At 61.6% G+C, this 23364-nt stretch carries 17 protein-coding genes, 1 tRNA gene and 1 riboswitch; of the genes, 9 read left to right on the top strand and 9 right to left on the bottom strand.

The window, feature by feature from the left end:
* From xdhC to xdhA, 3 genes are read right to left on the bottom strand one after another with little or no spacing between them, the layout of a single operon-like run.
* Positions 1-822 (bottom strand): xanthine dehydrogenase accessory protein XdhC, encoded by an 822-nt coding sequence (gene xdhC / locus ACTIE1_RS03515; RefSeq protein WP_439561703.1) that lies wholly within the window; start codon positions 820-822, stop codon positions 1-3.
* Positions 819-3137, bottom strand: a complete 2319-nt coding sequence (gene xdhB, locus ACTIE1_RS03510; RefSeq protein ID WP_439561702.1) for a xanthine dehydrogenase molybdopterin binding subunit — start codon at positions 3135-3137, stop codon at positions 819-821. The genes xdhC and xdhB overlap by 4 nt, the downstream gene beginning before the upstream one ends.
* Positions 3134-4585: a xanthine dehydrogenase small subunit gene (xdhA, locus tag ACTIE1_RS03505; protein WP_439561701.1), complete on the bottom strand. Its 1452-nt coding sequence runs from the start codon at positions 4583-4585 to the stop codon at positions 3134-3136. The genes xdhB and xdhA overlap by 4 nt, the downstream gene beginning before the upstream one ends.
* A gap of 140 nt (positions 4586-4725) precedes the next feature.
* Here xdhA and ACTIE1_RS03500 point away from each other — a divergent pair, with 140 nt between their 5' ends.
* A complete protein-coding gene (locus ACTIE1_RS03500) occupies positions 4726-5649 on the top strand; it encodes a LysR family transcriptional regulator (RefSeq protein ID WP_439561700.1) in 924 nt (307 codons plus the stop codon).
* On the opposite strand, the gene ppk2 is transcribed toward ACTIE1_RS03500, so the two are convergent.
* The 3 genes from ppk2 to ACTIE1_RS03485 form a co-directional block, all read right to left on the bottom strand.
* The gene (ppk2, locus tag ACTIE1_RS03495) at positions 5646-6560 is read right to left on the bottom strand and encodes a polyphosphate kinase 2 (protein ID WP_439563260.1); all 915 of its coding nucleotides are present in this window, start codon (positions 6558-6560) and stop codon (positions 5646-5648) included. The genes ACTIE1_RS03500 and ppk2 overlap by 4 nt on opposite strands.
* Positions 6561-6623: 63 nt before the next feature.
* Positions 6624-6697 (bottom strand) — tRNA-Gly (locus ACTIE1_RS03490).
* A gap of 46 nt (positions 6698-6743) precedes the next feature.
* Complete coding sequence (locus ACTIE1_RS03485; RefSeq protein ID WP_439561698.1) at positions 6744-7937, bottom strand: MFS transporter; 1194 nt, start codon at positions 7935-7937, stop codon at positions 6744-6746.
* A gap of 138 nt (positions 7938-8075) precedes the next feature.
* Here ACTIE1_RS03485 and ACTIE1_RS03480 point away from each other — a divergent pair, with 138 nt between their 5' ends.
* Positions 8076-8756 (top strand): D-lyxose/D-mannose family sugar isomerase, encoded by a 681-nt coding sequence (locus ACTIE1_RS03480; protein ID WP_439561697.1) that lies wholly within the window; start codon positions 8076-8078, stop codon positions 8754-8756.
* Between the two features lie 99 nt (positions 8757-8855).
* Here ACTIE1_RS03480 and ACTIE1_RS03475 read toward each other — a convergent pair whose 3' ends face one another.
* Both ACTIE1_RS03475 and ACTIE1_RS03470 read right to left on the bottom strand, forming a co-directional pair.
* Entirely contained in the window at positions 8856-12563 is a 3708-nt protein-coding gene (locus tag ACTIE1_RS03475) for an efflux RND transporter permease subunit (protein WP_439561696.1), read from the bottom strand.
* Positions 12560-13654, bottom strand: coding sequence for an efflux RND transporter periplasmic adaptor subunit (locus ACTIE1_RS03470; RefSeq protein WP_439561695.1), 1095 nt, complete (start codon positions 13652-13654; stop codon positions 12560-12562). Before ACTIE1_RS03470 ends, ACTIE1_RS03475 begins: the two co-directional genes overlap by 4 nt.
* 216 nt (positions 13655-13870) lie before the next feature.
* Between ACTIE1_RS03470 and ACTIE1_RS03465 the strand changes: the two genes are divergently transcribed.
* From ACTIE1_RS03465 to ACTIE1_RS03450, 4 genes are all read left to right on the top strand, one after another.
* Positions 13871-14521: a hypothetical protein gene (locus tag ACTIE1_RS03465; RefSeq protein WP_439561694.1), complete on the top strand. Its 651-nt coding sequence runs from the start codon at positions 13871-13873 to the stop codon at positions 14519-14521.
* 82 nt (positions 14522-14603) lie between these two features.
* Positions 14604-15920: an outer membrane protein assembly factor BamB family protein gene (locus ACTIE1_RS03460; RefSeq protein WP_439561693.1), complete on the top strand. Its 1317-nt coding sequence runs from the start codon at positions 14604-14606 to the stop codon at positions 15918-15920.
* A gap of 100 nt (positions 15921-16020) precedes the next feature.
* On the top strand, positions 16021-17475 hold the full coding sequence (der, locus tag ACTIE1_RS03455) for a ribosome biogenesis GTPase Der (RefSeq protein WP_439561692.1): 1455 nt from the start codon (positions 16021-16023) through the stop codon (positions 17473-17475).
* 68 nt (positions 17476-17543) lie between these two features.
* A complete protein-coding gene (locus ACTIE1_RS03450) occupies positions 17544-18392 on the top strand; it encodes a hypothetical protein (protein WP_439561691.1) in 849 nt (282 codons plus the stop codon).
* Between the two features lie 345 nt (positions 18393-18737).
* Here ACTIE1_RS03450 and aroC read toward each other — a convergent pair whose 3' ends face one another.
* Positions 18738-19856, bottom strand: coding sequence for a chorismate synthase (gene aroC / locus ACTIE1_RS03445; RefSeq protein ID WP_439561690.1), 1119 nt, complete (start codon positions 19854-19856; stop codon positions 18738-18740).
* A gap of 90 nt (positions 19857-19946) precedes the next feature.
* Positions 19947-20050, top strand: a riboswitch (TPP riboswitch).
* Positions 20051-20094: 44 nt separating this feature from the next.
* On the opposite strand from aroC, the gene ACTIE1_RS03440 reads away from it, so the two are divergent.
* Genes ACTIE1_RS03440 through thiQ form a run of 3 tightly spaced genes read left to right on the top strand, consistent with a single transcriptional unit; the run spans position 20095 to position 23319 of the window.
* Entirely contained in the window at positions 20095-21072 is a 978-nt protein-coding gene (locus tag ACTIE1_RS03440) for a thiamine ABC transporter substrate-binding protein (RefSeq protein ID WP_439561689.1), read from the top strand.
* Entirely contained in the window at positions 21069-22640 is a 1572-nt protein-coding gene (locus tag ACTIE1_RS03435) for a thiamine/thiamine pyrophosphate ABC transporter permease ThiP (protein ID WP_439561884.1), read from the top strand. The genes ACTIE1_RS03440 and ACTIE1_RS03435 overlap by 4 nt, the downstream gene beginning before the upstream one ends.
* A complete protein-coding gene (gene thiQ / locus ACTIE1_RS03430; RefSeq protein WP_439561688.1) occupies positions 22627-23319 on the top strand; it encodes a thiamine ABC transporter ATP-binding protein in 693 nt (230 codons plus the stop codon). The genes ACTIE1_RS03435 and thiQ overlap by 14 nt, the downstream gene beginning before the upstream one ends.
* The last annotated feature ends 45 nt before the right edge of the window (positions 23320-23364 follow it).

Here is a 23364-nt window from a genome sequence, read left to right as displayed (position 1 = left end):
TCACATGGATGCGGCACAGGCACCGGCTTGTGCGTGGGCTGTGTTGCGCAAGGCCGTAATGATTTCCTGCGCGGTCATCAAGGCAATGACTTCGGGGCGCTTGTCGCCAAGGCCCGCCACGCCGATAGGGCAGGTCAGCGCCGCCGTGTCGGTGCCCGCGCCGTGGTCACGCGCGAAACGGTCAAACCGCGCGCGTTTGGTGGCTGACCCGATCAACCCCACATAGGCCGCATCCTTGCGCCGCAGCGCGGCCAGCGTTACCAAAAAATCCAGCCCGTGGTCATGGGTGGCGACAATGAACGCGCTTGCTGGCGGGGCTTGTGCAATTTCCGCTTCGGGCAAGGGGGTCAGGCGGGTTTGCACGCCCTTGGGGGCTTGCGCCAGTTCGGTGGCGCGCGTGTCGATCAGGAATGTGTCACAGGGCAGGGTTGCCATGATGCGCGCCAGCGCGCGACCCACATGGCCCGCGCCAAGGATCAGCACATGCGGGCGCACTGCCCCCTGTAGGTGCGCCAGATGTGCCGCGCGCGCGCTGTCGCCAAGGCGCACAAGATCTATCGCGATCCGCCCGCCGCAGCATTGGCCTATTTCCGGCCCAAGGGCGATATCCAGCGTTGCGCGCATTTCACCTTGTGCCAGCATGTCGCGCGCGCGGCCCAGTGCCAGCCATTCCGCCTGCCCGCCGCCGATGGTGCCTGCCATACCCTGCGCGGTGATGAACATTTCTGCGCCTGTTTCGCGCGGGCTGGACCCGTGCACGCGCGAAATGCGCGCATGGATCACGGCTGCGGGGCCGCTTAGGATGTCGTGCGCGCCGTTCATGTGCGCGCCCGTAACCGCTCGACCGCCATCAGTACGCGTTCGGGTGTGGCGGGTGCATCAAGGCGGGGGCATTCGCGGTAATCCGCGACCGACGCCACGGCCATGCCAATCGCCTCGAACACGGAAATGGGCAGCATGAAGGGCGGCTCCCCCACGGCCTTGGACCGTTTGATTGTGGGTTTCACGTTTTCGGACCAATCCGCCAGCCGTACATTGAAAATGCGTGGCCGGTCAGACGCCAGCGGGATCTTGTAGGTGGATGGCGCATGCGTGCGCAACCGGCCCTTGTCGTCCCACACCAGTTCTTCTGACGTCAGCCAGCCTATACCCTGCACGAACGCCCCTTCGACCTGCCCCAGATCCAGCGCGGGGTTCAGGGACCGGCCCACATCATGCAGCACATCGGCGCGGTCCACGCGGGTTTCGCCCGTCAATGTGTCAATGCTGACCTCTGCGCAGGCAGCGCCATAGGCGAAATAATAAAACGGCTGGCCGCGACCCTTGGCGCGGTCCCAGTGAATTTCCGGTGTCTTGTAAAACCCTGCGGCTGACAACTGGATGCGCGCCATATAGGCGGCCTTGATAAGTTCATCAAAGGGAATGTCCTGCGCGCCCACTGTCACCTGACCGCGTTGGAACCGAACTGATTGCGGGTCTGCGCCCCAATGGCTGGCCGCGAATTCCACCAGCCGCGCCTTGATCTGGTTACAGGCATCAAGGGCGGCCATCCCGTTCAGGTCCGACCCGCTGCTGGCGGCAGTGGCCGATGTGTTGGGCACTTTTTCAGTGGTGGTTTTGGTGATCTTGATGCGGGATATATCAACGCCGAACGCTTCGGCCACCACTTGGGCTACCTTGGTATACAACCCCTGTCCCATTTCGGTGCCGCCATGGTTCAGGTGGATCGACCCGTCATTATAGACATGCACCAAGGCACCAGCCTGATTATACCATGTGGCCGTGAAGCTGATGCCGAATTTCACGGGGGTCAGGGCAATGCCCTTGCGGATGATGCCACCCTTGGCGTTCCAGTCCAGCACCGCGCGCCGCCGGGCCTGATAATCGCAGGATTGTTCCAGTTCATCCACCAGCCGTGTCAGGATGTTATCTTCAACCGTCTGGTGATAGGGGGTCACATCCGCGCCATCGCGGTAGAAGTTGGCGCGGCGTATCTCCAGCGGGTCACGGCCCAACGCATAGGCGATTTCTTCGATCATGCGTTCGGCGGCAATCACACCCTGCGGACCACCAAAGCCGCGAAAGGCCGTGTTGCTGACAGTGTTGGTTTTAATCGGGCGGGATTTCAGGCGCACATGGGGGTAGAAATAGGCGTTGTCAGCATGAAACAGCGCGCGGTCTGTCACGGGGCCGGACAGATCCGATGACCAGCCACAGCGTGCGGCAAACACGCCGTCCACGGCCAGAATGCGGCCCTGATCGTCAAACCCCACATCATAATCAATGCGGAAATCATGCCGCTTGCCAGTGATTTCCATGTCCTGATCACGGTCAGGGCGCAATTTCACGGCGCGACCCAGTTGTTTTGCAGCCAGCGCGGCAATGACGCAAAACAGGTTCATCTGCGTTTCCTTGCCGCCAAACCCCCCGCCCATGCGCCGCACATTGATCACAACAGCATTTGCAGGCACATCCAGCGCATGGGCGACCATGTGCTGCGCCTCGCTCGGGTGTTGGGTGGAGGCAAACAGCGACACTTCGTCATCTTCGCCGGGGATGGCCAGCGCGATCTGCCCTTCCAGATACATGTGATCCTGACCGCCCACACGCATGCGTCCCCTGATGCGGTGTGGGCTGGCATCCAGTGCCGGACCCGCCTGCCCGCGTTCCAGCGTCAGCGGCGCTGTCACATCGGGATAGGCGGCGCGTTCGGCCGCATCAATATCGCAGGCATGGGGCAGGGGGGCATACTCGAACTTTGCCAAACGGCAGGCGCGCCGCGCAAGGTCACGGGTTGTGGCCACCACAGCAAAAACCGGCTGGCCATGGAACTGCACCAGACCCGTGCTGAAAACCGGTTCATCATTCAGCCCGTTGGGCGAAATGTCGTTGCGGCCCGGTATATCCTGTGCGGTCAGCACGGCCACGACACCGGGGGCCGCGCGCACTGCGTCCAGATCAAGGGCGGTAATGGTGCCATGCGCAACGCCTGCCGTGCCGATATAGGCATGCAGGCAGCCCGCCGGTTCAGTGATGTCATCGGTATATTCCGCGCGTCCGGTCACATGTTTGATTGCGCTGTCGTGGTTCTGGTCCTGTCGGGCCGCGCCGTCTGTGCTGGTGGGGGTGTCTTTCATATCGCATCCTCCAGCGTGGCGGGGGTGCCGTTTGCGTCCAGCCAGAAACGGGTGAACAGGTTTTGCGCGGCGCGCATGCGGTATTCGGCGCTGGCGCGCATGTCCGACAGGGGGATGAAGTCCTGTGGCAGGGCATTGGCGGCGCGCTGCAAGCTGTCCATCGCAAACGGCTGGCCTGTCAGCGCCGCCTCGGCGTGACGCGCGCGTTTTGGTGTTGCCGCCATCCCGCCGAAGGCCACGCGCGCATCGGTGATGGTGCCACCCTCAACTGTCAGGGCAAACCCCGCCGCCACGGCGGAAATATCCTCATCCCTGCGCTTGGAAATCTTGTAGGCGGCGTGCAGCGTGTTTGGCGCAGCTTTGGGCAGGATGATCTTTTCGACAAATTCCCCCGCCCGCAGGTCTTGCTTGCCATAATCCAGAAAATAATCTTCCAGCGGCATGTCACGCCGTGCAGCGCCATGGCGCAACACCAGCCGCGCCCCCAGCGCGATGAACGGCGGCGGCGTGTCCCCGATGGGCGAGCCGTTGGCGATATTGCCCCCCAGCGTGCCCATTGCGCGCACCTGCCAGCCCGCGATCCGGTCCCAGTAGCGGGCCATGTGCGGGAAATGCTGGCGCAGGGGGGCATGCGCCTGTGCATAACTGACCAGCGCCCCCAGATGCAGGGCATCGTCTGTGTCGTCAATGTCGCGCAATTCATCCAGATGGCCGATGAATACAGCAAGCGGCAGATCGCGCAGGAATTTCGTCACCCAAAGCCCGACATCTGTGGCCCCCGCGATGATGCGCGCGTCAGGGTGCTGTTCCAGAATGCGGGCCAGATCATCGGTATTGGCGGGTAAAATGGCGCGGCTGCCATGCTTTGCGATATCCACGCGCGCCCCGTCCTGCCAGTCGCGCAAGGTTTGCGCGACGGATGCGCGTTCGTCCATCAGCGGGTCGGTTGTGCCATAGCTGCCCATGGCAAGCCCCGCGCGGATAATCGGCGCATATCCGGTGCAGCGGCACAGATTGCCCTGAAGGGCGCGGTCCAGGTCATGCTCGGACGGGGCGGGTTTGCGCATCCACAGGGCATAAAGCGCCATGACAAAACCGGGCGTGCAAAACCCGCACTGGCTGCCGTGATGGTCAACCATCGCCTGCTGCACCGGATGCAGCGCGCCATCATGGCCGCGCAGATGCTCGATCGTCACGACATGGCAGCCGTCACAGGATGCCAGCGGGCGGATGCAGGCATTCACCGGCTCGTACTCCAGCCCCTGCGCGCCCAGCCGTCCCACCAGAACCGTGCAGGCCCCGCAATCGCCTTCGGCGCAGCCTTCCTTGGTGCCGCGCAGGCGCTGTTCAAGGCGCAGATGGTCCAGCAACATATCTGTTGCCGCCACCTCGGACAGTGTTACGGCTTTGCTGTTCAACAAGAAGCGCATGGCCTGACGATTGGGCATGATGAACCTTTGATCCGCGACAAGACAGGGTAATCAGGATAATCGCTTAATACCACTTTCAACGAAACAGGCAAAAAGGTTAGACTGTTTCAACAGTTTGTTGGTAACTGTGCTGTAAATTATAGCAATCGGGGGCGCAGATGTCCTATCTGGAATCGTTGCGCGTGTTCGTGCGGGTTAGTGAGCTTGGCTCCATCACGTCGGGCGGGCGGGATTTGCGCCTGACGCCCGCGGTGGCCAGCAAACGGATCAAGGAGTTGGAAGCGCGTCTTGGGGTGCGGCTGTTCAACCGGACGACCCGCAAACTTATGCCCACTGAAATCGGCCGCGATTTCTATGACCACGCGCGCAAGGTCATCACCGCGCTGGAGGATGCCGAGGCCGCGATTGCGGGCATATCGGGCCAGCCGCGCGGGACCATTCGCGTGACTGCGCCCCTTGGTGTTGGGCGGGCATTGATTGCCCCGCTTGCGCGCCGGTTTACCCGTGACTATCCCGAAATCCGGCTGAATTTGCGACTGTCGGACCGGCGTGTCGATATTGTCGAGGACCAGATCGATATGGCCTTCGTTCTGGGGGTGTTGCCGGATTCAAGCATGAAGCAGCGCAAGATCATGGACGCCCCGCGCGTCCTTGCCGCCAGTCCGGACTATCTGGCGGCGCGCGGCACGCCTGAAGTCCCTGATGATCTGCGCGCCCATGCGTGCTTGTTGCTGCGCTACCCGCGTTCGCCGGAATATTACTGGACATTGCAAACCCCTGACGGTCCGTTGCGACTGGATTTGCAGGGCCAGCTGGATTGCGATGATGCGGGCGTTCTGGTCGATTGGGCGCTGGACGGCGCTGGAATAGTGAACCGCCCGAGATATGAACTTGCCCCATATTTGCGCGCGGGGCGGTTGGTTGAAATCCTGCCGGATGTCCCCCCCGAGCCTGCAATTTTTGCCTGTGTCTATCCCCACAGGCGCCAGCAGGACCCAAAGATACGCCTGTTTGCAGATTACATGGTCGCCGAATGCAAAGCGGCCATGCGACAGGGCAGCGCGCACAGGACGGGCGGCTAACCGGTCTGGTCGTCCGCCCCCTCTGGCCACAACTCCATATCCCACCCGTCAGGTGTGCTGCATATCTGCGGGTCAGGGGGCGCAAGCGTGGCAGTGTCCTTGAAATCATAGGGGAGCTGGCCAAGGATATGGCGCAGCACCGCAAGCCTTGCGCGGAACTTGTCTTCGGACCGGATCACGGTCCATGGCGCAAAATCGGTATGGCTGCGCGCGAAGGTTTCCGCAATGGCATGGGTGTAGCTGTTCCATTTCCCCAAGCCGTCAACGTCAATACGCGACAGTTTCCAATGCTTCATCGGGTCGGATTCGCGTGCAAGCAGGCGGCGCAACTGCTCGGCCCGTCCCACATTCAGCCAGATCTTGATAAGGTGTACACCATCGCCCGCCAGCATGCGCTCGAACTCCGGAACCTGAAGGAAAAACCGTTCTCGCTGCTCGGGCGTGCAAAACCCGAACACATGCTCGATCACGGCGCGGTTATACCAGCTGCGATCAAACAGCACCATTTCCCCGCCCGCTGGCAGGCATTCGACATAGCGCTGGAAATACCATTCGCGCAACTGGCGGTCGGTGGGGCGTGGCAGGGCCTCGACCCGGACGGTGCGATGATTCGTGACTTCGGTGATCCGGTTGATGGCCCCTGATTTGCCAGCCGTATCGCGCCCTTCAAAAATGACAACCACACGCTGGCCGGTATCAGCGATCCAGTGTTGCAGCTTGACCAGTTCGAATTGCAGCGGTTTCAGCTCATCCTCATAGTCTGCTTTCTTCATCCAGCGCGGATAGGGGTAGGTTCCCGCCAAAGTATCACGCTTGCGCGCATCAAGAACCGTCTGGCGCAGCGCATCAGGTGCCGTGTCATTCAGAAACGCGGTAACCAAGCCGTTCAGGGGCATCGGGATATCACTCATCACTCATTCCTTATGCTGGTCCGGCCAGCAAATGCGGAAAATACGCCTGATGCAAGTGAAGGTTGGAGCGGGCAGCGGGAATCGAACCCGCACCAAGAGCTTGGAAGGCTCATGTGATACCATTTCACCATGCCCGCGCTGCTGCATGGATTAGCCGAAGGTCATGGCAGGGTCAAGCGCTGGCTAGGCTTGCATCATGGGCCTGCGGGGCAAAAATATTGTGATAATCCCCAAGGCCGGCAACCAGGCGCAGGCTTGATAAACCCATATAATACCACGAAAATCGGCAACAACACCCAACAAGGCCGCCGCAATACCGCCAAAGCCGAAGGCCAGACCGAAAAAAATTCCGGCCACAAGCCCCACGCGCCCTGGCAACAGTTCCTGCGCATAGACCACAATCGCGGGGAAGGCAGACGCGATGATGATCCCGATCACCACAGACAGCACGCCGGTTGCCACAGGCCCCACATGCGGCAGCAGCAACGTGAAGGGCAAAACCCCCAGAATGGACACCCAGATCACGACAAGCGGGCCAAACCTGTCCCCGATCAACCCGCCCAGCATGACGCCGGCAGCTGCGGCGGCCAGAAACAGGAACAGCATTTGCTGCGCTGCCCCGATCCCCATATCGAAACGCTCGATCAGAAAAAATGTGTAATAGCTGCTGATACTTGCGGTATATGCATTCTTGCTGAAGGTCAGAATGGCCAGAATGACAACCGCCCAGACAACGCGCCCGCGCGGCAGGCCCAATTCGCGGCTGGGGCGCCCGTGCGCGGCGTTCGCCCGGTTGATCGCGCCATACCACACGCCCACACGGTTCAACAGGAACATGCCCACAAGCGCAAGAACGGCAAACCATGCCACGCTGGGCCGCCCCATAGGCAAGACGATAAATGCCGCCAGCAATGGCCCCAGCGCGGACCCGAAATTTCCGCCTACCTGAAACAGCGACTGTGCCGTGCCGAACCGCCCGCCTGATGCCAGCCTTGCAACGCGGCTTGCTTCGGGGTGGAACACCGCAGACCCCACGCCAATCAGCATGGCGCCCGCAAGCAGCCCGCCATAACTTTGGGCGCTGGCCAGCAACACCAGCCCGATCAGTGTTGACCCCATCCCCACCGGCAGCGATTGCGGCATGGGCTTGCGGTCCGTCACCAGCCCGACCAGCGGCTGCATCAGCGACGCTGTCACCTGAAACGCGAAGGTCATCAGCCCGATCTGCCAGAAACTAAGCGAAAATTCCTGCGCCATCAGCGGATAGAGCGCGGCAAGCAGCGATTGCATCACATCGTTGATCATATGGCACAGGCTGATGCCGACCAGAACGATCCATGTCGTCGTCGCGGCGGGGCTGTCAGTCGTGGCGACCATGAAATCGCGCCTTTCGTTAGGGGGCAGGCGCGCAACATGCGCAGTCGCGCGCGGAAATGCAAGTGGGGACCGAGTTCGCGCTTTTACGCCAGCTGTGGGCATGCCACAAAAGGCCGGTAGCGCAAACAGGAGGCACGCATGAAACGATCTGTAATCAACGATATACTCCAGGCCGCCGATGCGTTCATCGCGGGCTTCCGGTTCGCCTTGCCCCCGTTTGCCCATCTGTCGCCCGAGGCCCTGCGCGCCAGCGATCACACCCATATCAGGGACCGGCGGCTGGGCTGGGATATTACCGATTATGGCGGCGGTGATTTTGCGAGTATGGGCCTTGCGCTGTTCACCTTGCGCAATGGCACATTGGCAGAACTGCAACAGGGCCGTGGTATGGTCTATGCCGAAAAACTGCTGATCTCGCGTGTGGGCCAGCTTAGTCCGATGCACACGCATGCCGTCAAATCCGAAGACATTATCAACCGTGGCGGCGGAACCCTTGTGGTGGAACTTTTCGCGTCATCCCCTGACGGGCGCCGCGATCCATCCTTGCCGGTCACAGTGACCTGTGACGGGGTTGCCCGCACGCTGCCCGCAGGCGGCAAGCTGAAACTGGCACCCGGCGAAAGTGTGACACTCAGGCCCGGTGACTGGCATGCCTTCTGGGCCGAAGGCGCGGATTGCCTGATTGGCGAGGTCAGCACCGTCAATGACGATGAAACCGACAATATCTTTGATCCGCCCTTGCCGCGCTTCACGAAGGTTGACGAGGATGCGTCACCTTGGCGGCTGCTGGTCAGCGACTACCGCCTTCATCTTGCCTGAAATACTCGCAGGGGGCGGGCGGCCCGTCAGGGCCGGTCGGGGGGCGGCAGCCCCCCTATGCTGCATCAGGCCGTTTGTGTTTGCTGATTATGCCAGCCGTTATTCCGCCGCACGCAACGGCGCTTGCGGGGGCAGCGGGTTTTCCAGTTGCAGCGGCAACTGCTCCTCGATCGGGGCAGGGGGCACATGCCAGACGATCTCGGTGCCGCTGATCTTCTTCAACTGCCCCTCCAGCGCGCTGTCGCGCCGCGCAACCGACCCGCGCCGCGACAGCACCCAGCGCAGCCCAAGTGCGCCGCGATAGGCCCCTTTTTCGATCCACACACGCAGGGCCAGCAGGGCGGGCGTCAGCATCAATGTCAGGATCGTGGCGACACCCAGACCGAACACCACTGCCGTGCCCAACTGCTTCCACCAAAGTGATGTCGGGTTATCAATTGCATAGCCGCCATTGGCGAAATCTATGCTGATGCCCAGCATCATCGGCGTCAGACCGGCCATCGTTGTGGTGGTCGTCATCAATACCGGCCGGATCCGGGCCTCTACTGTGCGGATAATCGCTTCGATCCGTGGCATGATGGCAGCATAGCTCTGATAGGTGTCAATCAGGACAATGTTGTTGTTCACCACAATCCCTGCCAGTGCCACGATCCCTGTGCCGGTCATGATGACCGAAAATGTCTGGTCCATGACAAGCATGCCGATCAACACCCCCGCAGATGACAGAACCACGGCCAGCAACACCAGCACCGAATTGTAGAAACTGTTGAACTGCGTCAGCAGGATCACAAACATCAGCCCCAGTGCGGCGCTGAAGGCGACAGTCAGGAATTCGGTGCTTTCTTCCTGATCCTGCTGCTCGCCGGTCCATTGCCAGTCGACACTCTCGGGCAGCGGGTTTTCCGTTGTCAGCCACTCGGTCAGCGCGGCAATGCGTTCGGTCGCTGTTATCGGCACAACCCGCCAGCCGTTCTGTTCAATCTCGGCCAGTGTGTCCTGCGCGCGGGCATAGCCTTCGGTGCCCGGCTCGTTTTCACGCAAGACAGTTTGGGCACGGGGCACGACACGCATTGTCTCGCCCGCAGGGTCGACCAGCCGCACCAGTCCGGCGCGGACATCGGCCTTCACATCGAAATAGCGTTGCTGGTCCACACGGTCGATCTGGCCGCGCCGCGCCACAGGCTGAGTCGAGATGAAGTTGGATAGCGGCACCATGCCGAAGCTCGTTTGCACCCGCAGCGTTTCCAGCGTTGACAGCAACCTGTCGCCGTCGGGCAGGCGCACGCGGATGTCGATTTCTTCATCCGAACTGTCCACGCGCATCGTGTCCAGCAGCAGCCCGCGTGTGACCAGTTGCACCATCCCCCCGATCGTGGCCACATCGGCACCGAAACGCCCCGCCATTGCGGTGTCGACATCAATTTGCCAGTCAATGCCGGGAATGGGCCGGCTGTCTTCCAGATCGAACAATCCCGCTGTGTCCTGAAACTGTGCCAGCACGGTTTCGACGGCACCTTCCAGCACATCAAAATCCTGCCCTTTCAGGCGCAGGTGAACGGGTTTCTGTCCGGACGGGCCGCCGGTTTGCACCAGAAATTCCGTTTGTATGCCGGGCAGTTGGTCGAATTGCTGTTCCAGACGTTCCAGAATCGCCGCGCCGCGCATGCGCGGGTCGCCGATGCGCGATTGCCAATGTGTCAGTTCAAACTGGATCTGGCCAATCGCATCACGGGGCGGTCCTGCGCCTGCCGTGTTGGTGTTCAGCCCGCCATCGCCAGCGAAGGCGAAAACGGCGTCGATTCCTTCCTCGGCTATGGCGATGTCTTCAACCTGACGCACCAATGCGTCCTTTTCCGAGATCGAGAAATTGCCGCGCGCCCGAACATAGATGATGCCGCGTTCCGGTTCGGTCTCGACAAAGAATTCCACGCCACGGTTGTTTTCACCGTAATACTGGAATGTCCCCACCACGAATGCCGCAACCACGGCAACCAGCACCAGCGGCATGACAGGATTGCCGACAAAGAACCGCATCACATGGCCAGCTGGCGAATATCTGCGTTTTGCATCAATGCGGCGGGGTTTGCGGTCACGCTTGATGGCCGCGAAGCTGACAGAAACCCCCATGGCCGCAAGGACCATCAGCGCGGCACCGGGCACAAGCTGCCCCACCGATTGCGCGGCCTGTGTCCCCCCTTGCAGAAAACCGGGGTTCAGCATCAGCATGGCGCCCAGCCACATCGCGCCCGCAGCCGCAATGGCAAACGGCAGGCGCGCGATCCATGGCAGGCGGCGCAGTGCTTGTGTGGCGTGGTCCAGAATGCGTGCGGCCCGCCCGCTTAACCCGCCCAGAACCGGCAGGAACACAAGCGCGACGATCAAGGATGCGGTCAGCACGAAAATCAGCGTGACCGGCAGCATGCCCATGAATTCGCCAGCCACACCGGGCCAGAACAGCATGGGCAGAAACGCGCAAAGTGTGGTTGCTGTTGATGCGGTGATTGGCCAGAACATGCGTTGTGCGGCCTTGACATAAGCCTGCATAGGTCCATCGCCTTCTTGCAGGCGCTTGTCGGCATATTCGGTCACCACCACGGCACCATCGACCAGCACCCCCACCGCAAGGATCAACCCGAACATCACGATGTTGGACACCGCAATTCCCATCAATCCCAGCAGGATGAAACACAACAGGAAGGACGCGGGAATCGCAAAACCCACCAGCATGGCCGACCGCGCCCCAAGGGCCGCCAGCACCACGATCATGACAAGCGCGATCGCGGTCAACACGGACCCTTCCAGCTGGCGGACCATTTCATCCACCTGAACAGACGTGTCCAGCGCGGGCGTTATGCGAATTGCGGCCTGCAATTCGTCAGGCCAGCTTGCGCGTTCCGCAGCGATTGCCGCACGCACATCATCGGCGGTGTCGATGGCGTTGAAGCCCTTGCGCTTGACCACCTGAATGGCAAGGTTGGTTTCCCCGTTGAACCGCGCCGTTCCGGTCCGGTCGGCAAATGTCATGCGTATTTCTGCCAGATCACCCAGCCGGACCACAGAATCGCCATTCACCTTGACGGGCAGACGATAGATATCCTCTGGCCCCTGAAAACTGGCAGGGACGGTCAACCCGAACGCGCCTGTTGATGTTTCCACTTCACCGGCGGCAACAAGCTGGTTGTTTTGCGTGACCACGTTGATCAATTCACCGGCGGTCACGTTATAGGCTTCCAGTCGCAGCGGATCGATCAGCACTTCGACCATTTCATCGCGCGAACCGGCAATCTCGGCCTCCAGCACCGAATCCAGCCCTTCGATGCGGCGCTGCAAGTCACGGGTCGCGCGCAGCAGGGCGCGTTCAGACACATCGCCCGACACGGCGACAATGATCATCGGAAATTCCGAGAAGTTGATTTCCGAGATGGAGTAGTTCTGCGCCCCGCTGGGGAATTTCCCTTCGGCGCGGCCCATGGCATCGCGCACATCTGCCAGCGTGGCGGTCTTGTCCCAACCGAATTCAAATTCCAGAACTGCCGCCGCGAACCCCTCTGCGGAAAACGCACTCAGGGTTTTCAGCCCGTCCAGATCGGACAATTCGGTTTCCATCGGGCGGACCAGCATGGTTTCGCCGTCTACAGCCGAAATGCCGGGGAAGGGCACAGTGATGATCACTGCCGGAACCTCGATATCCGGCTCGCCTTCCTTGGGCAGGTTGATATAGGTCACCGCCCCTGCAAACAGGGTCATTACCACCAATGCCATGATCATGCGCGCGTGACTTGCGGCCCATGATACCAGTCCGATCATGGTGCAACCCCTTCCGCGTCATGTTCCACGGCATCGACATATGCACCTTCGCGGGTGAATTCCTGCCCCACCGTGATTGCGCGGATCGTATCGGGCAGTCCTGTCAGCCAGACGCCCGAATCGGTGTCGCGCAGCAATGTGGCAGGCGCAAAACCGACCAGTCCGTCCTCGTCTACAACGCGTAACCCCAGTTCGCCCTGATCATTCAGCGTCAAGGCCGATCCGGGCAACAGATGGCCCTGTTCCGCGCGGGAAGCGACCACGATATCCGCGCTTTGGCCATCGCGAATCGTCATGTCATCATTGGGCACGGTCACTTCGACACGGAAGGTGCGGGTTTGCGGATCGGCGGCGCGCGACAGAAAGCTGACCTCGCCGGTGACCTGACGGCCCGATGCAAGCTGTGCCTGCGCAACCGCGCCCGGAACCAGCCGTTCGATCTGTGTTTCGGTGGCAAAGCCCACAAGGCGTATTGTGTCCAGTTGTATCAATGTGGCGCATGGGGCACCGGGTTGCAGCAGGCTGCCAAGTTCCGCAGTGTCGCTTTCCAGTATGCCGTCAAATGGCGCATACATGACGAGCCGTGCCATTTCTTCGACGGCGCGGTCCACGCCGGCTTGCGCGGATTGCAGTGCCGCGCGCGCATTGGCCAGCCGTGTGTCCGACCCGAACCCGCTTTCCGACAGGCCCTGCGCGGCGCGGAAATTGATTTCGGCCTCGGACAGGCGGGCGCGCGCTTCGTCCAGCGCGGCCTTGCGCACGCCGGGGGCAACCTCGCATAGCGGGGCGCCCGCCGCCACTTGCGCCCCGCGCCGCAACGGTTCCGACGTGACAAGGCCGGAGGTTTCGGACTTCACATCGACCTGACGCGCCGCCTCTGTCCGTCCGCGCAGCACGACTGCGTTTTCAATTTCGCGCGCGTGGGATGTCTGTACCACGACGCGCACGCGCGCTGGAGGGGGGGCGGCTTCTTCGGGGGCAGGCTCTTCGGTCACGACACCGGCGTATCCCAGCAGGGCTTCGCGTTCCATCACCATCAAATAGACAAGGGACATCACCAACAGCGCGGTGAAAAGTGGAAACAAGCGCATGCTGATCACTCCGATCGTTGACGGACATTGGTTTTGATACGCTGAACTGACGGGTTCAGATTAAACGCGACAAAGGTAAAGCACAAGTGATGTTTAAGCCATTAACATAAGGAATGATCGCCCGCTTTCAACACTTGTGCTTCAATGTTGCGCAGGGCTTGGCAATTCCCCCCGCTTCGCGGTAAGAGTGTGTTGTTTTTTCCAACGAGGTGCTGCGTGAGCAATCCTGACAGTTTCATCAATGAAGTCACCGAAGAACTGCGCCGTGACCGCATGGTTGGCTACCTGCGCCGTTATGGCTGGATTGCCGTTTTGCTGGTCGTGCTGGTCGTTGGCGGCGCTGCATGGAATGAATGGCGCAAGGCCAGTGACCGCGCCTCTGCGCAGGCGTTTGGTGACGCAGTGCTGACGGCGCTGGAAAACGACGACTCCGCAGGCCGTATTCAGGCGCTGGCACAAATCGATGCAACCGGTGCGCAGCAAGGCGTGATCAACCTGCTAAGTGCAGGCGAATTGTTCGAAACCGACCGCGCCGCAGCGCTGGCCGCCTTGCGTGCCGCATCAGAAGATGACGCGCTGACCGATTCTTACCGCCAGTTGGCCGCGCTGAAATATGTTATTGCGGGTGGGGATGACGTGCCGCTGGCGGAACGTGAAACCATTCTGGCAGGGCTTGCGCAACCCGGCCGCCCTTTCCGGCCGCTGGCCCTTGAACAAACAGCGTTGCTGCAACTGGAACAGGGCAATCCGGAAAGAACCATTGAAATTCTGGCCGACTTGCTGTCACAATCCGATGTGTCGGATGCGTTGGAGCGTCGGGCAACACAACTAATCATTGCCTTGGGTGGTGATCCCGCCGCAAACTGATACACGCAACCAGATATAAGGGCCTTGTCCATCGGGGTAAAATTCGAAAAACGGGCCGTTCGGACCAGAATTATAGGAGTGCATGGTGAAACTCTGGACATACGCGAGCATCCTTGCCCTTGGCACTCTCGTCGCTGCTTGTGACCGCGGGTTCATCCTTGAAGGGGAGCGTTTTCCCCTGCGCGCCCCCTTTGCGGAAGGTGCGGGGGAAGCACCTGCCAATCGGGCCGAACCTATCAGTCTGCCTGCAACAGCAAGCAATTCCGAATGGACGCACCGTTTGGGCACGCCCAGCACCCGTATCGCGCATCCTGCACTTGGCGGCAATCTTCAGCCGCTGTGGTCCGTGCAAATCGGGCAGGGCGAAGGGCGGCGGCACAGAATCACTGCCGAACCCGTTGTCAGCGGTGGGTTGATTTACACGTTGGACAGCCGCGCACAGGTTGCTGCGGTGACCACGCAAGGCGAAATTGCGTGGACACGCGATCTGACACCCGCGACCACGCGCAGCGGCGACGCCGCGTCGGGCGGCGGGCTGGCTGTGGCCAATGGCCGGCTGTATGTCACATCGGCCTTCGGGGTGTTGGCCGCATTGGATCTGCGCAGCGGTGACGTGATCTGGACCAAGACATTTGACGCCCCCCTGACGGGCGCCCCCACTGTTTCCGGTGATCGCGTGTATGTCGTAGCGTCTGACAGCACGGCGTGGTCCATCAATGCGACCACCGGCCAGACCGACTGGCAGTTAAGCGGCACCCCATCGACTGCCAGCATGGTGGGCGGTGCTGCCCCTGCGATTGCGGGCAATCTGGTGCTGTTCCCGACGCCTGCAGGTGAATTGATTGCCGCGCGGCAGGACACCGGCCAGACCATGTGGCGCACAGTGATCGCCGGCACGCGCATCGGGGTTGGCTATGCCAGGGTCACCGATGTGACAGGGGATCCGGTGGTGCAGGGCGATCAGGTCTTCGTGGGCAACCAGTCCGGCCGTGTCATGGCATTGAACACCCGCGACGGCAGCCGCATCTGGACCGCGGATGAGGCCGCTTATGGCCCTGTCTGGCCTGTCGGCGGGTCGGTTTTCCTGATGTCGGACCGCAACCGCCTGATCCGGTTGAACAGCCGCGATGGTGACTTCATCTGGGCGCAGCCGCTGCCGCTGCACACCCAGACGCGCGAGCGGCGCCGCGCCGAGATTTTCGCCCATTACGGCCCTGTTCTGGCTGGCGGGCGCTTGGTTGTTGCCTCGAATGACGGGCTGATCCGCCTGTTCGATCCTGCCTCTGGTGCGTTGAATGGCCAGATCGAATTGCGTGGCGGTGCTGCGGTCAGTCCGGTTGTTGCGGGTGGGACACTTTATGTATTGTCCAGCGACGGACGATTGAACGCCTATCGCTGACACCAATAATCCAGCGCGCCGTCAGGGGTTTTCCTGTGGTGCGACCCAGTTTTCTTGATGGCCCCTGTGCGGGGCCATCACGCTTTCCCCGGAGGGGCATATGAGCTTCACTCTCGCGATTGTCGGCAGGCCGAATGTCGGCAAATCGACCCTGTTCAACCGCCTTGTTGGCAAACGTCTGGCGCTGGTTGATGACCAGCCTGGTGTCACCCGTGACCTGCGCGAAGGGGCTGCCAAACTGGGCGACTTGCGCTTTACGGTCATTGATACGGCCGGACTGGAAGAAGTCACCGACGACAGCCTTCAGGGCCGCATGCGCCGCCTGACCGAACGCGCCGTAGACATGGCCGATATATGCCTGTTCATGGTCGATGCGCGCACGGGTATCACACCCACTGATGAAATGTTTGCGGATATCCTGCGCAAACGTGCAGGTCAGGTCATTCTTGCCGCGAACAAGGCAGAAGGGCGCGCCGCTGATGGTGGCGTTCTGGATGCCTACAGCCTTGGTCTGGGCGAACCCGTCCGCCTGTCTGCCGAGCATGGCGAGGGGTTGGACGAACTTTATCACATCCTGCGTCCGCTGGCCGATGAATTCACCGAACGGGCGAGTGAGGATGCGCCGGAAACCGATCTGGACGTTCCGGAAGGGGACGAGCAGGAAGATTTCACCCCCAGCGCAAAACGCCCCCTTCAGGTTGCTGTCATCGGGCGGCCCAATGCGGGCAAGTCAACGCTGATCAACAAGATCCTGGGCGAGGATCGTCTGCTGACAGGGCCAGAGGCCGGCATTACCCGCGATTCGATTTCCCTGTCGATGAACTGGCTGGGCACGCCGACGCGCATTTTTGACACAGCTGGCATGCGCAAGAAGGCGCGCGTGACTGACAAGGTCGAAAAACTGTCTGTGGCCGACGGGTTGCGCGCCGTGCGTTTTGCCGAAGTCGTGGTGGTTTTGCTGGATGCCGCGATTCCGTTCGAACAACAGGATTTGCGTATCGCGGATTTTGCCGAAACCGAAGGGCGCGCCGTGGTCGTCGCTGTCAACAAATGGGACCTTGAGGATGAAAAGCAGGACAAGCTGAAAGCGCTGCGCGCAGGGTTTGAAAAACTGCTTCCGCAACTGAAGGGTGCACCGCTGGTCACGATTTCCGCCAAAACCGGCAAAGGGCTGGACCGGTTGCATGCGGCCGTGCTGCGCGCCCACGAGGTTTGGAACCGCCGTGTGCCCACGGCGCGGTTGAACCAGTGGCTGGCCGCCATGGTCGAGGCCCACCCGCCCCCCGCACCGGGCGGCAAACGCATCAAGCTGCGCTATATGACCCAAGCCAAGACCCGCCCGCCGGGGTTTGTGGTGATGTGTTCAAACCCCGAAGACCTGCCCGCCAGCTATGCGCGCTATCTGGTCAACGGGCTGCGCGACAGTTTCGACATGCCCGGCACGCCCATCCGTATGTTCATGCGCTCACAAGCGGACAAAAACCCCTATAAGGGCCGCAAGAAAGCGCCGCCATCGAAGTTGCGCAAACATTTGCAGGGGCGCAAAGCGGACTGAGGCGCTGCGTTATCGGTTCCTTAACCACTATGGCGTAAGAATGACGCCTAAGATGAAAGGTCACACGCATGCGCTTCACCCTGCAAATCTTCGCGTTTCTGGTGCTGTATCTTGGCCATGCGCATACGCCAGCGCTGGCCCAGATGCCGCTTGATGCGCGTGTGGTCATGTCCGGCCATTCGCTGACAGATCCGATTCCGGATATGCTGCGCCCCATGGTGCAGGCAACGGGGGGGCGCACGGCGGTCATTGACCGGTCTACCATTCCGGGCAGCCCGATGGACTGGCGCTGGAACAACACGGCCCAGCCGGTCGATGCCCGCAGTGACATCGCCAATTATGACCTGCTGGTGCTGACTGAACGTGTGCCATTGTTGAACACGATGGGCTATCATAACTCCGCTGAAGAAGCGCTACGCTGGGTGCGGCACGCATGGGAAAACGGCGCGCAAACGGTGCTCTATGCCACATGGATCACACGCGACACGGGGCCGGAATCGGGCGATGACACCGCAGAGGGGCATATGCCATTCCGTGAACGCTTGCAGGTGGAACAGGACAGATGGCTGGAAATCCGCGACCATGTAAACAGCCACCGTCCTGATGGTATGCCCGAAATGCGCATGATTCCCGGCCCGCGTCTGATGACGGCACTTTATGATGCCATCAGCGCAGGGCAGGCCCCCGGATTGGCCAGTATTGACGCGCTGTTTCATGACGATATTCATGTGAACGACCTTGGCGCCTATGTCATGGCACTTGCGCATTACACAGTGATCTATGACCGCAGCCCGCTGGATGTGCCCTTGGGGCTGGGACGCACACCAACGCCTGACCCTGAACTGGCACGCTGGCTGCAACAATTCGTTGCGGATGTGGTGGCGCAGGCGCCGGAAGCAGGGGTGTCGATCAGGTAACGGGACGGGCGGCACTCAGGGCGCAACCTGTCCGGACGCTGACAGTGTCAGGTTCCCAAGGCACCGTTGGCGGCGGTTCGTGGCCTGAAGTTGCCCTTCGTACTTGGATAAGGCCCGCGCGATCGGCGGGCCGGGGTCTGTCGATCCTGCGTTGGTGAAGTTCACTTTATGCTGGCGGCGTACTCCCACCTCTCATGGCTTGGCGTATCGCTGGCCAAGTCGGCAGGCCGCGGGACGGCCCGCCGATGGCGCGGCGGCCTGCGGCCTTGGCTCCGCGCCTTGGAAAGTTCCCAATGTCCGTTTCAACCCCTAGAACCGCCGACTGACGGGGAAAGCGCGCAAGCGTTACTGCGCTGCCGGTCCGATCTGCCCCACTGGCCCAAGCCCCCCCGTCTGGGCGCGCTGCATCAGCAGGTGATCCAACAAGACGCAAGCCATCATCGCCTCGCCCACCGGAACGGCGCGAATACCCACACAAGGATCATGGCGGCCCTTCGTCACCACATCGGTGGGATCGCCCGCACGGGTGACGGACGCACGCGGGGTGTGGATGGATGATGTGGGCTTGACGGCGAAGCGCACGACAATCTGCTGCCCTGTTGAAATCCCGCCCAGAATTCCACCTGCCTTGTTGGAGCGGTAGCGCGGACCATCCGGTCCCATCTCGATTTCATCGGCGTTTTCCACGCCGGTCAGGGCCGCAGCGCCCATACCTGCACCAATTTCCACACCCTTGACCGCATTGATAGACATCATCGCGGCGGCCAGTTCCGTGTCCAGCTTCGCATAGATAGGGGCGCCCAGCCCCGCTGGTGCCCCTGATGCCACCACTTCGATCACCGCGCCTACGGAATTGCCGTCCTTGCGAATCTGGTCCAGCGCCTGCGCCCAGTCCTGTGCGGCTTGCGCATCGGGCACCCAGAACGGGTTGCGGGCCGCTTCCTCCGGATCGAAGCGCGCGCGGTCAATGCCGTGCGTCCCCATTTGCACCATATATCCCGCAATCGTCAAATCCGGCACCAGTGTTGCCAGAACCGCGCGCGCCACACCACCAGCGGCAACACGCGCAGCCGTTTCCCGCGCAGAGGACCGCCCGCCGCCGCGCGGGTCACGCAGGCCGTATTTCTGGAAATAGGTGATATCCGCATGGCCGGGGCGGAAGGTATCAAGGATATTGCCGTAATCCTTGGACCGCTGGTCGACATTGCGGATCATCAGTTGAATGGGCGTCCCGGTGGTGCGCCCTTCATAGACACCGGACAGGATTTCCACCTGGTCGGGTTCGCGCCGCTGGGTGGTGTGGCGGTTTTGGCCGGGTTTGCGTTTGTCCAGCCAGTGCTGCAACATGGACGCATCCAGCGCGACCCCCGGGGGGCAGCCATCGACAGTGGCGCCAAGCGCGGGACCGTGGCTTTCGCCCCATGTGGTGACACGGAACAGATGGCCGAATGTGTTAAAGCTCATGCGTGCACTCCTTTGACGTATTCACTTAGCGGTAAGGCGCGCAAGGCTCAAGCACCGCACTTGCCGCGACAGATGAAAGCCCCTAAGTGATAGGGCACCTCGGGGTGCCCGCGTGCGGGCTGAGATGCGATTGTTGCGGACCCGTTGAACCTGACCCGGTTAAGACCGGCGGAGGGAAGGTTGCGGGCAATATACCCGTTTCAATCCCCGCCATTGGTGAATGAAGGAGATTGAACAGATGACACGTTTTCATGTCGTGGCACTTGCAGCGCTGGCAATGGCAGGTCCTGCGCAGGCGGACACATTGACTGTGCTGGCACCAGATTACTTCGGGTCCAGCTGGGGGCCGGGGCCTGCCATCAAACAGGGGTTCGAGGCGCGCTGCGATTGCACGCTGGAATATCGAACAGGTGACGTTCTGCCCCGCCTGATGCTGGAAGGGCCGCGCTTGCAGGCCGATGTTGTTATCGGTTTGGGCACGGATGAACTGCTGCGTGCACGCCAGTCCGACCTGTTTGTGCAACATGGGCAGGATCTGGCCCCGTTGACCGTGCCGGTCGAATGGAATGACGACCGTTTTATCCCCTTCAACTGGTCCTACGCGGCCTTTGTCTATGATAAAACGCGGCTGGAAACCCCGCCTGCCAGCTTTGCGGAACTGATTGAACGGGATGATATTTCCCTGATCTGGCAGGACCCCCGTTCGTCCGGTGCGGGGCTGGCGCTGATGCTGTGGGTCGATCACCTGTATGGCGAGGACGCGCACAGGATCTGGCAGAACCTTGCGGCCAAGACGGTCACGGTCACTGCTGGCTGGTCCGAGGCTTATGGCATGTTCACCGATGGCGAGGCTGACATGGTGCTAAGTTACACCACATCGCCCGCCTATCATATTGCCGAAGAAGATGATGACACCAAAGCAGCCGCGATTTTTGACGAAGGGCATTATTTCATTGCCGAGGCGGCGGGCATTCTGGCAGGCGCGACACAGCCCGATCTGGCGCGGCAATTCATGGCCTACATCCTGTCGCAGGAATTCCAGTCCATGATTGCAACTGCCAACTGGTCCTATCCGTCGGCCCTGCCGCGCGAGGACTGGCCGCAGGTATTCCGCGACCTGCCCTTGCCCGAGACAGCGATATTCCTGACCGAGGATATGGCAGATGACCGCCGCACACCCGCACTGGCGCATTGGCTGGATGGCATGACGCGGTGATCCGTGATCCGGCCAGCGCCACGCGGCTGTTCACCCTGCTTGCGGGCGGGGGAGTTGCCGCGTGGCTGCTGGTCCTGAATTTCGGGGCCTTGGGTGCGGTTGCCATGCGCGCGGACGGTTTCAGTGCACTTCGCGGGGCGGACTGGGCGGCCGTGCGGTTCACACTGGTTCAGGCCGCCTTGTCGGCGCTGCTGTCGGTTGTGTTGGCCATACCTGTTGCGCGTGCGCTGGCGCGGCGGCACTTCAGGGGGCGCGGTCTGCTGATTACGCTGATGGGGGCACCATTCATCCTGCCCACATTGGTGGCCGTGCTGGGGCTGCTGGCGGTGTTTGGCCGGTCGGGGCTGATAAATCAGGGGCTGGACTGGGCTGGACTGGCGCGGTTTAACATATTCGGCCTGCATGGCGTGGTGTTGGCACATGTCTTCTATAACCTGCCGCTGGCGACGCGCATTCTGCTGCAAGGTTGGGCCGCCATCCCCGCCGAACGGTTCCGGCTGGCAGCGTCGCTTGGCTTCACCGCGCGTGACAATTTCCGCCAGTTGGAGGTGCCGATGCTGCGCGCGCTGGTACCCGGGGCGCTGCTGGTTATTTTCCTGATCTGCCTGACCAGTTTTTCGGTGGCCCTGACGATGGGGGGAGGGCCGCGGGCAACCACGGTTGAACTGGCAATTTATCAGGCGTTTCGCTTTGACTATGACATGGGTCGCGCGGCCCTGCTGGCAGTGGTGCAATTTGCCCTGTGTGCGGCGGCTGGTGTGGTGGCATGGCGGGTTGCGGTTCCGCAGGCATTGGGCGGGGGGCTGGACCGACCTGTGCAGCGGTTTGACACCGGCAGCACGGGACTTAGGCTGTGGGACAGTGCCCTGATTGTTGCGGGCGCATTGTTCCTGCTGGTGCCATTGGCCATGATTGCCTTGCGGGGGGTGCCCTTCGTCACCGGACTGCCCGCTGAGGTTTGGCACGCCGCTGGCCGGTCGCTTGGTGTGGCGTTGGGGGCCACCGCTGTGACAATGGCCATGACGCTGGTGCTGGCCCATGCAGTGATCATGCTACGCGGGGGGGCATTTCTGGAATGGTTGGGTCTGGCGGCGCTGGCCGCGTCACCGCTGGTTATTGGCACGGGGCTGTTTTTGTTGATTCAGCCCGTTGCGAACCCGCGCGATTTCGCGCTTCTGGTCACAATGTTGGTGAATGCGGGCATGGCGATGCCATTTGCCTTGCGCCTGATCCTGCCAGCCTTGCGCGATGTCACGGCGGATCATGGCAAACTTGCAGATGCGTTGGGCCTGCACGGGGCGGCGCGGTTGCGCATTGTCACCCTGCCGCGCTTGCGCCGTCCGCTGGGGTTTGCCGCAGGGCTGACTGCGGCGCTGTCAATGGGCGATCTGGGTGTCATCATGCTGTTTGCCGAACGTGAAGGGGCGACATTGCCGATGCAGCTTTACCGTTTGATGAGTGCTTACCGGCTGGATGATGCCGCCGGCGCGGCGCTGGTCTTGCTGGGCGCAAGCCTTGCCCTGTTCTGGGGGTTTGACCGATGGGGGCGCGGGCATGCTGCGACTTGAGGATGTGACAATACGGCAGGGCGATTTCACGCTGCACGCAGCGCTGTCTGTGCCCGCAGGCGCGCATGTGGCCGTGATCGGCCCTTCCGGGGCGGGCAAATCCACGTTTCTGGGGGCAGTCGCGGGGTTTGTGCCGGTTCCGTCTGGCCGGATCGAATGGGACGGCGTGGACCTAAGCGCACGCAGCCCGTCGCGCCGGCCCATTTCCATTCTGTTTCAGGACAACAATCTGTTCCCGCACCTGACGGCCTTTCAGAATATTGCCTTGGGGTTGAAACCGTCCTTGCGGGTGAATGCCGCCGAACAGCACCAGATCGAGGCCGCATTGGCCCGTGTGGGACTGTCGGGCTTTGGGGGGCGCAAGCCCGCAGAACTTTCGGGCGGACAGCAAAGCCGCGTTGCGCTGGCGCGGGTGCTTTTGCGCGCACGCCCGCTGGTGTTGCTGGACGAACCCTTCTCCGCGCTTGGTCCTGCGATGAAATCCGAAATGCTGCATCTTGTCCGCGATATTTGTGCGCAGACAAATGCAACCCTGCTGATGGTAACCCATGACGTGAATGATGCGCGCGCCATTGCCGACAGCACGATTCTGGTTGCACAGGGGCAGGCCACCGGCCCGTTTCCGACTGCGGAACTGCTGGACAACCCGCCGCCCGTGCTGCGCGAGTATCTGGGGTAAACGCCCCAAGGCGCAAAACAGGCGGGGCACGCCCGTCCCGCCAAG

Source organism: Roseinatronobacter sp. (assembly GCF_051859525.1).
Lineage (GTDB): Bacteria > Pseudomonadota > Alphaproteobacteria > Rhodobacterales > Rhodobacteraceae > Roseinatronobacter.
Note: the sequence above shows the minus strand (reverse complement) of the source record. Positions and strands in the feature narration are given on the sequence as shown.

Excerpts from the sequence above, each read along its gene's own strand:
- xdhC (WP_439561703.1), bottom strand. The coding sequence starts at position 822 with ATGAACGGCGCGCACGACATCCTAAGCGGCCCCGCAGCCGTGATCCAT.
- xdhB (WP_439561702.1), bottom strand. The coding sequence starts at position 3,137 with ATGAAAGACACCCCCACCAGCACAGACGGCGCGGCCCGACAGGACCAG.
- xdhA (WP_439561701.1), bottom strand. The coding sequence starts at position 4,585 with ATGCCCAATCGTCAGGCCATGCGCTTCTTGTTGAACAGCAAAGCCGTA.
- ACTIE1_RS03500 (WP_439561700.1), top strand. The coding sequence starts at position 4,726 with ATGTCCTATCTGGAATCGTTGCGCGTGTTCGTGCGGGTTAGTGAGCTT.
- ppk2 (WP_439563260.1), bottom strand. The coding sequence starts at position 6,560 with ATGAGTGATATCCCGATGCCCCTGAACGGCTTGGTTACCGCGTTTCTG.
- ACTIE1_RS03485 (WP_439561698.1), bottom strand. The coding sequence starts at position 7,937 with ATGGTCGCCACGACTGACAGCCCCGCCGCGACGACGACATGGATCGTT.
- ACTIE1_RS03480 (WP_439561697.1), top strand. The coding sequence starts at position 8,076 with ATGAAACGATCTGTAATCAACGATATACTCCAGGCCGCCGATGCGTTC.
- ACTIE1_RS03475 (WP_439561696.1), bottom strand. The coding sequence starts at position 12,563 with ATGATCGGACTGGTATCATGGGCCGCAAGTCACGCGCGCATGATCATG.
- ACTIE1_RS03470 (WP_439561695.1), bottom strand. The coding sequence starts at position 13,654 with ATGCGCTTGTTTCCACTTTTCACCGCGCTGTTGGTGATGTCCCTTGTC.
- ACTIE1_RS03460 (WP_439561693.1), top strand. The coding sequence starts at position 14,604 with ATGGTGAAACTCTGGACATACGCGAGCATCCTTGCCCTTGGCACTCTC.
- der (WP_439561692.1), top strand. The coding sequence starts at position 16,021 with ATGAGCTTCACTCTCGCGATTGTCGGCAGGCCGAATGTCGGCAAATCG.
- ACTIE1_RS03450 (WP_439561691.1), top strand. The coding sequence starts at position 17,544 with ATGCGCTTCACCCTGCAAATCTTCGCGTTTCTGGTGCTGTATCTTGGC.
- aroC (WP_439561690.1), bottom strand. The coding sequence starts at position 19,856 with ATGAGCTTTAACACATTCGGCCATCTGTTCCGTGTCACCACATGGGGC.
- ACTIE1_RS03440 (WP_439561689.1), top strand. The coding sequence starts at position 20,095 with ATGACACGTTTTCATGTCGTGGCACTTGCAGCGCTGGCAATGGCAGGT.
- thiQ (WP_439561688.1), top strand. The coding sequence starts at position 22,627 with ATGCTGCGACTTGAGGATGTGACAATACGGCAGGGCGATTTCACGCTG.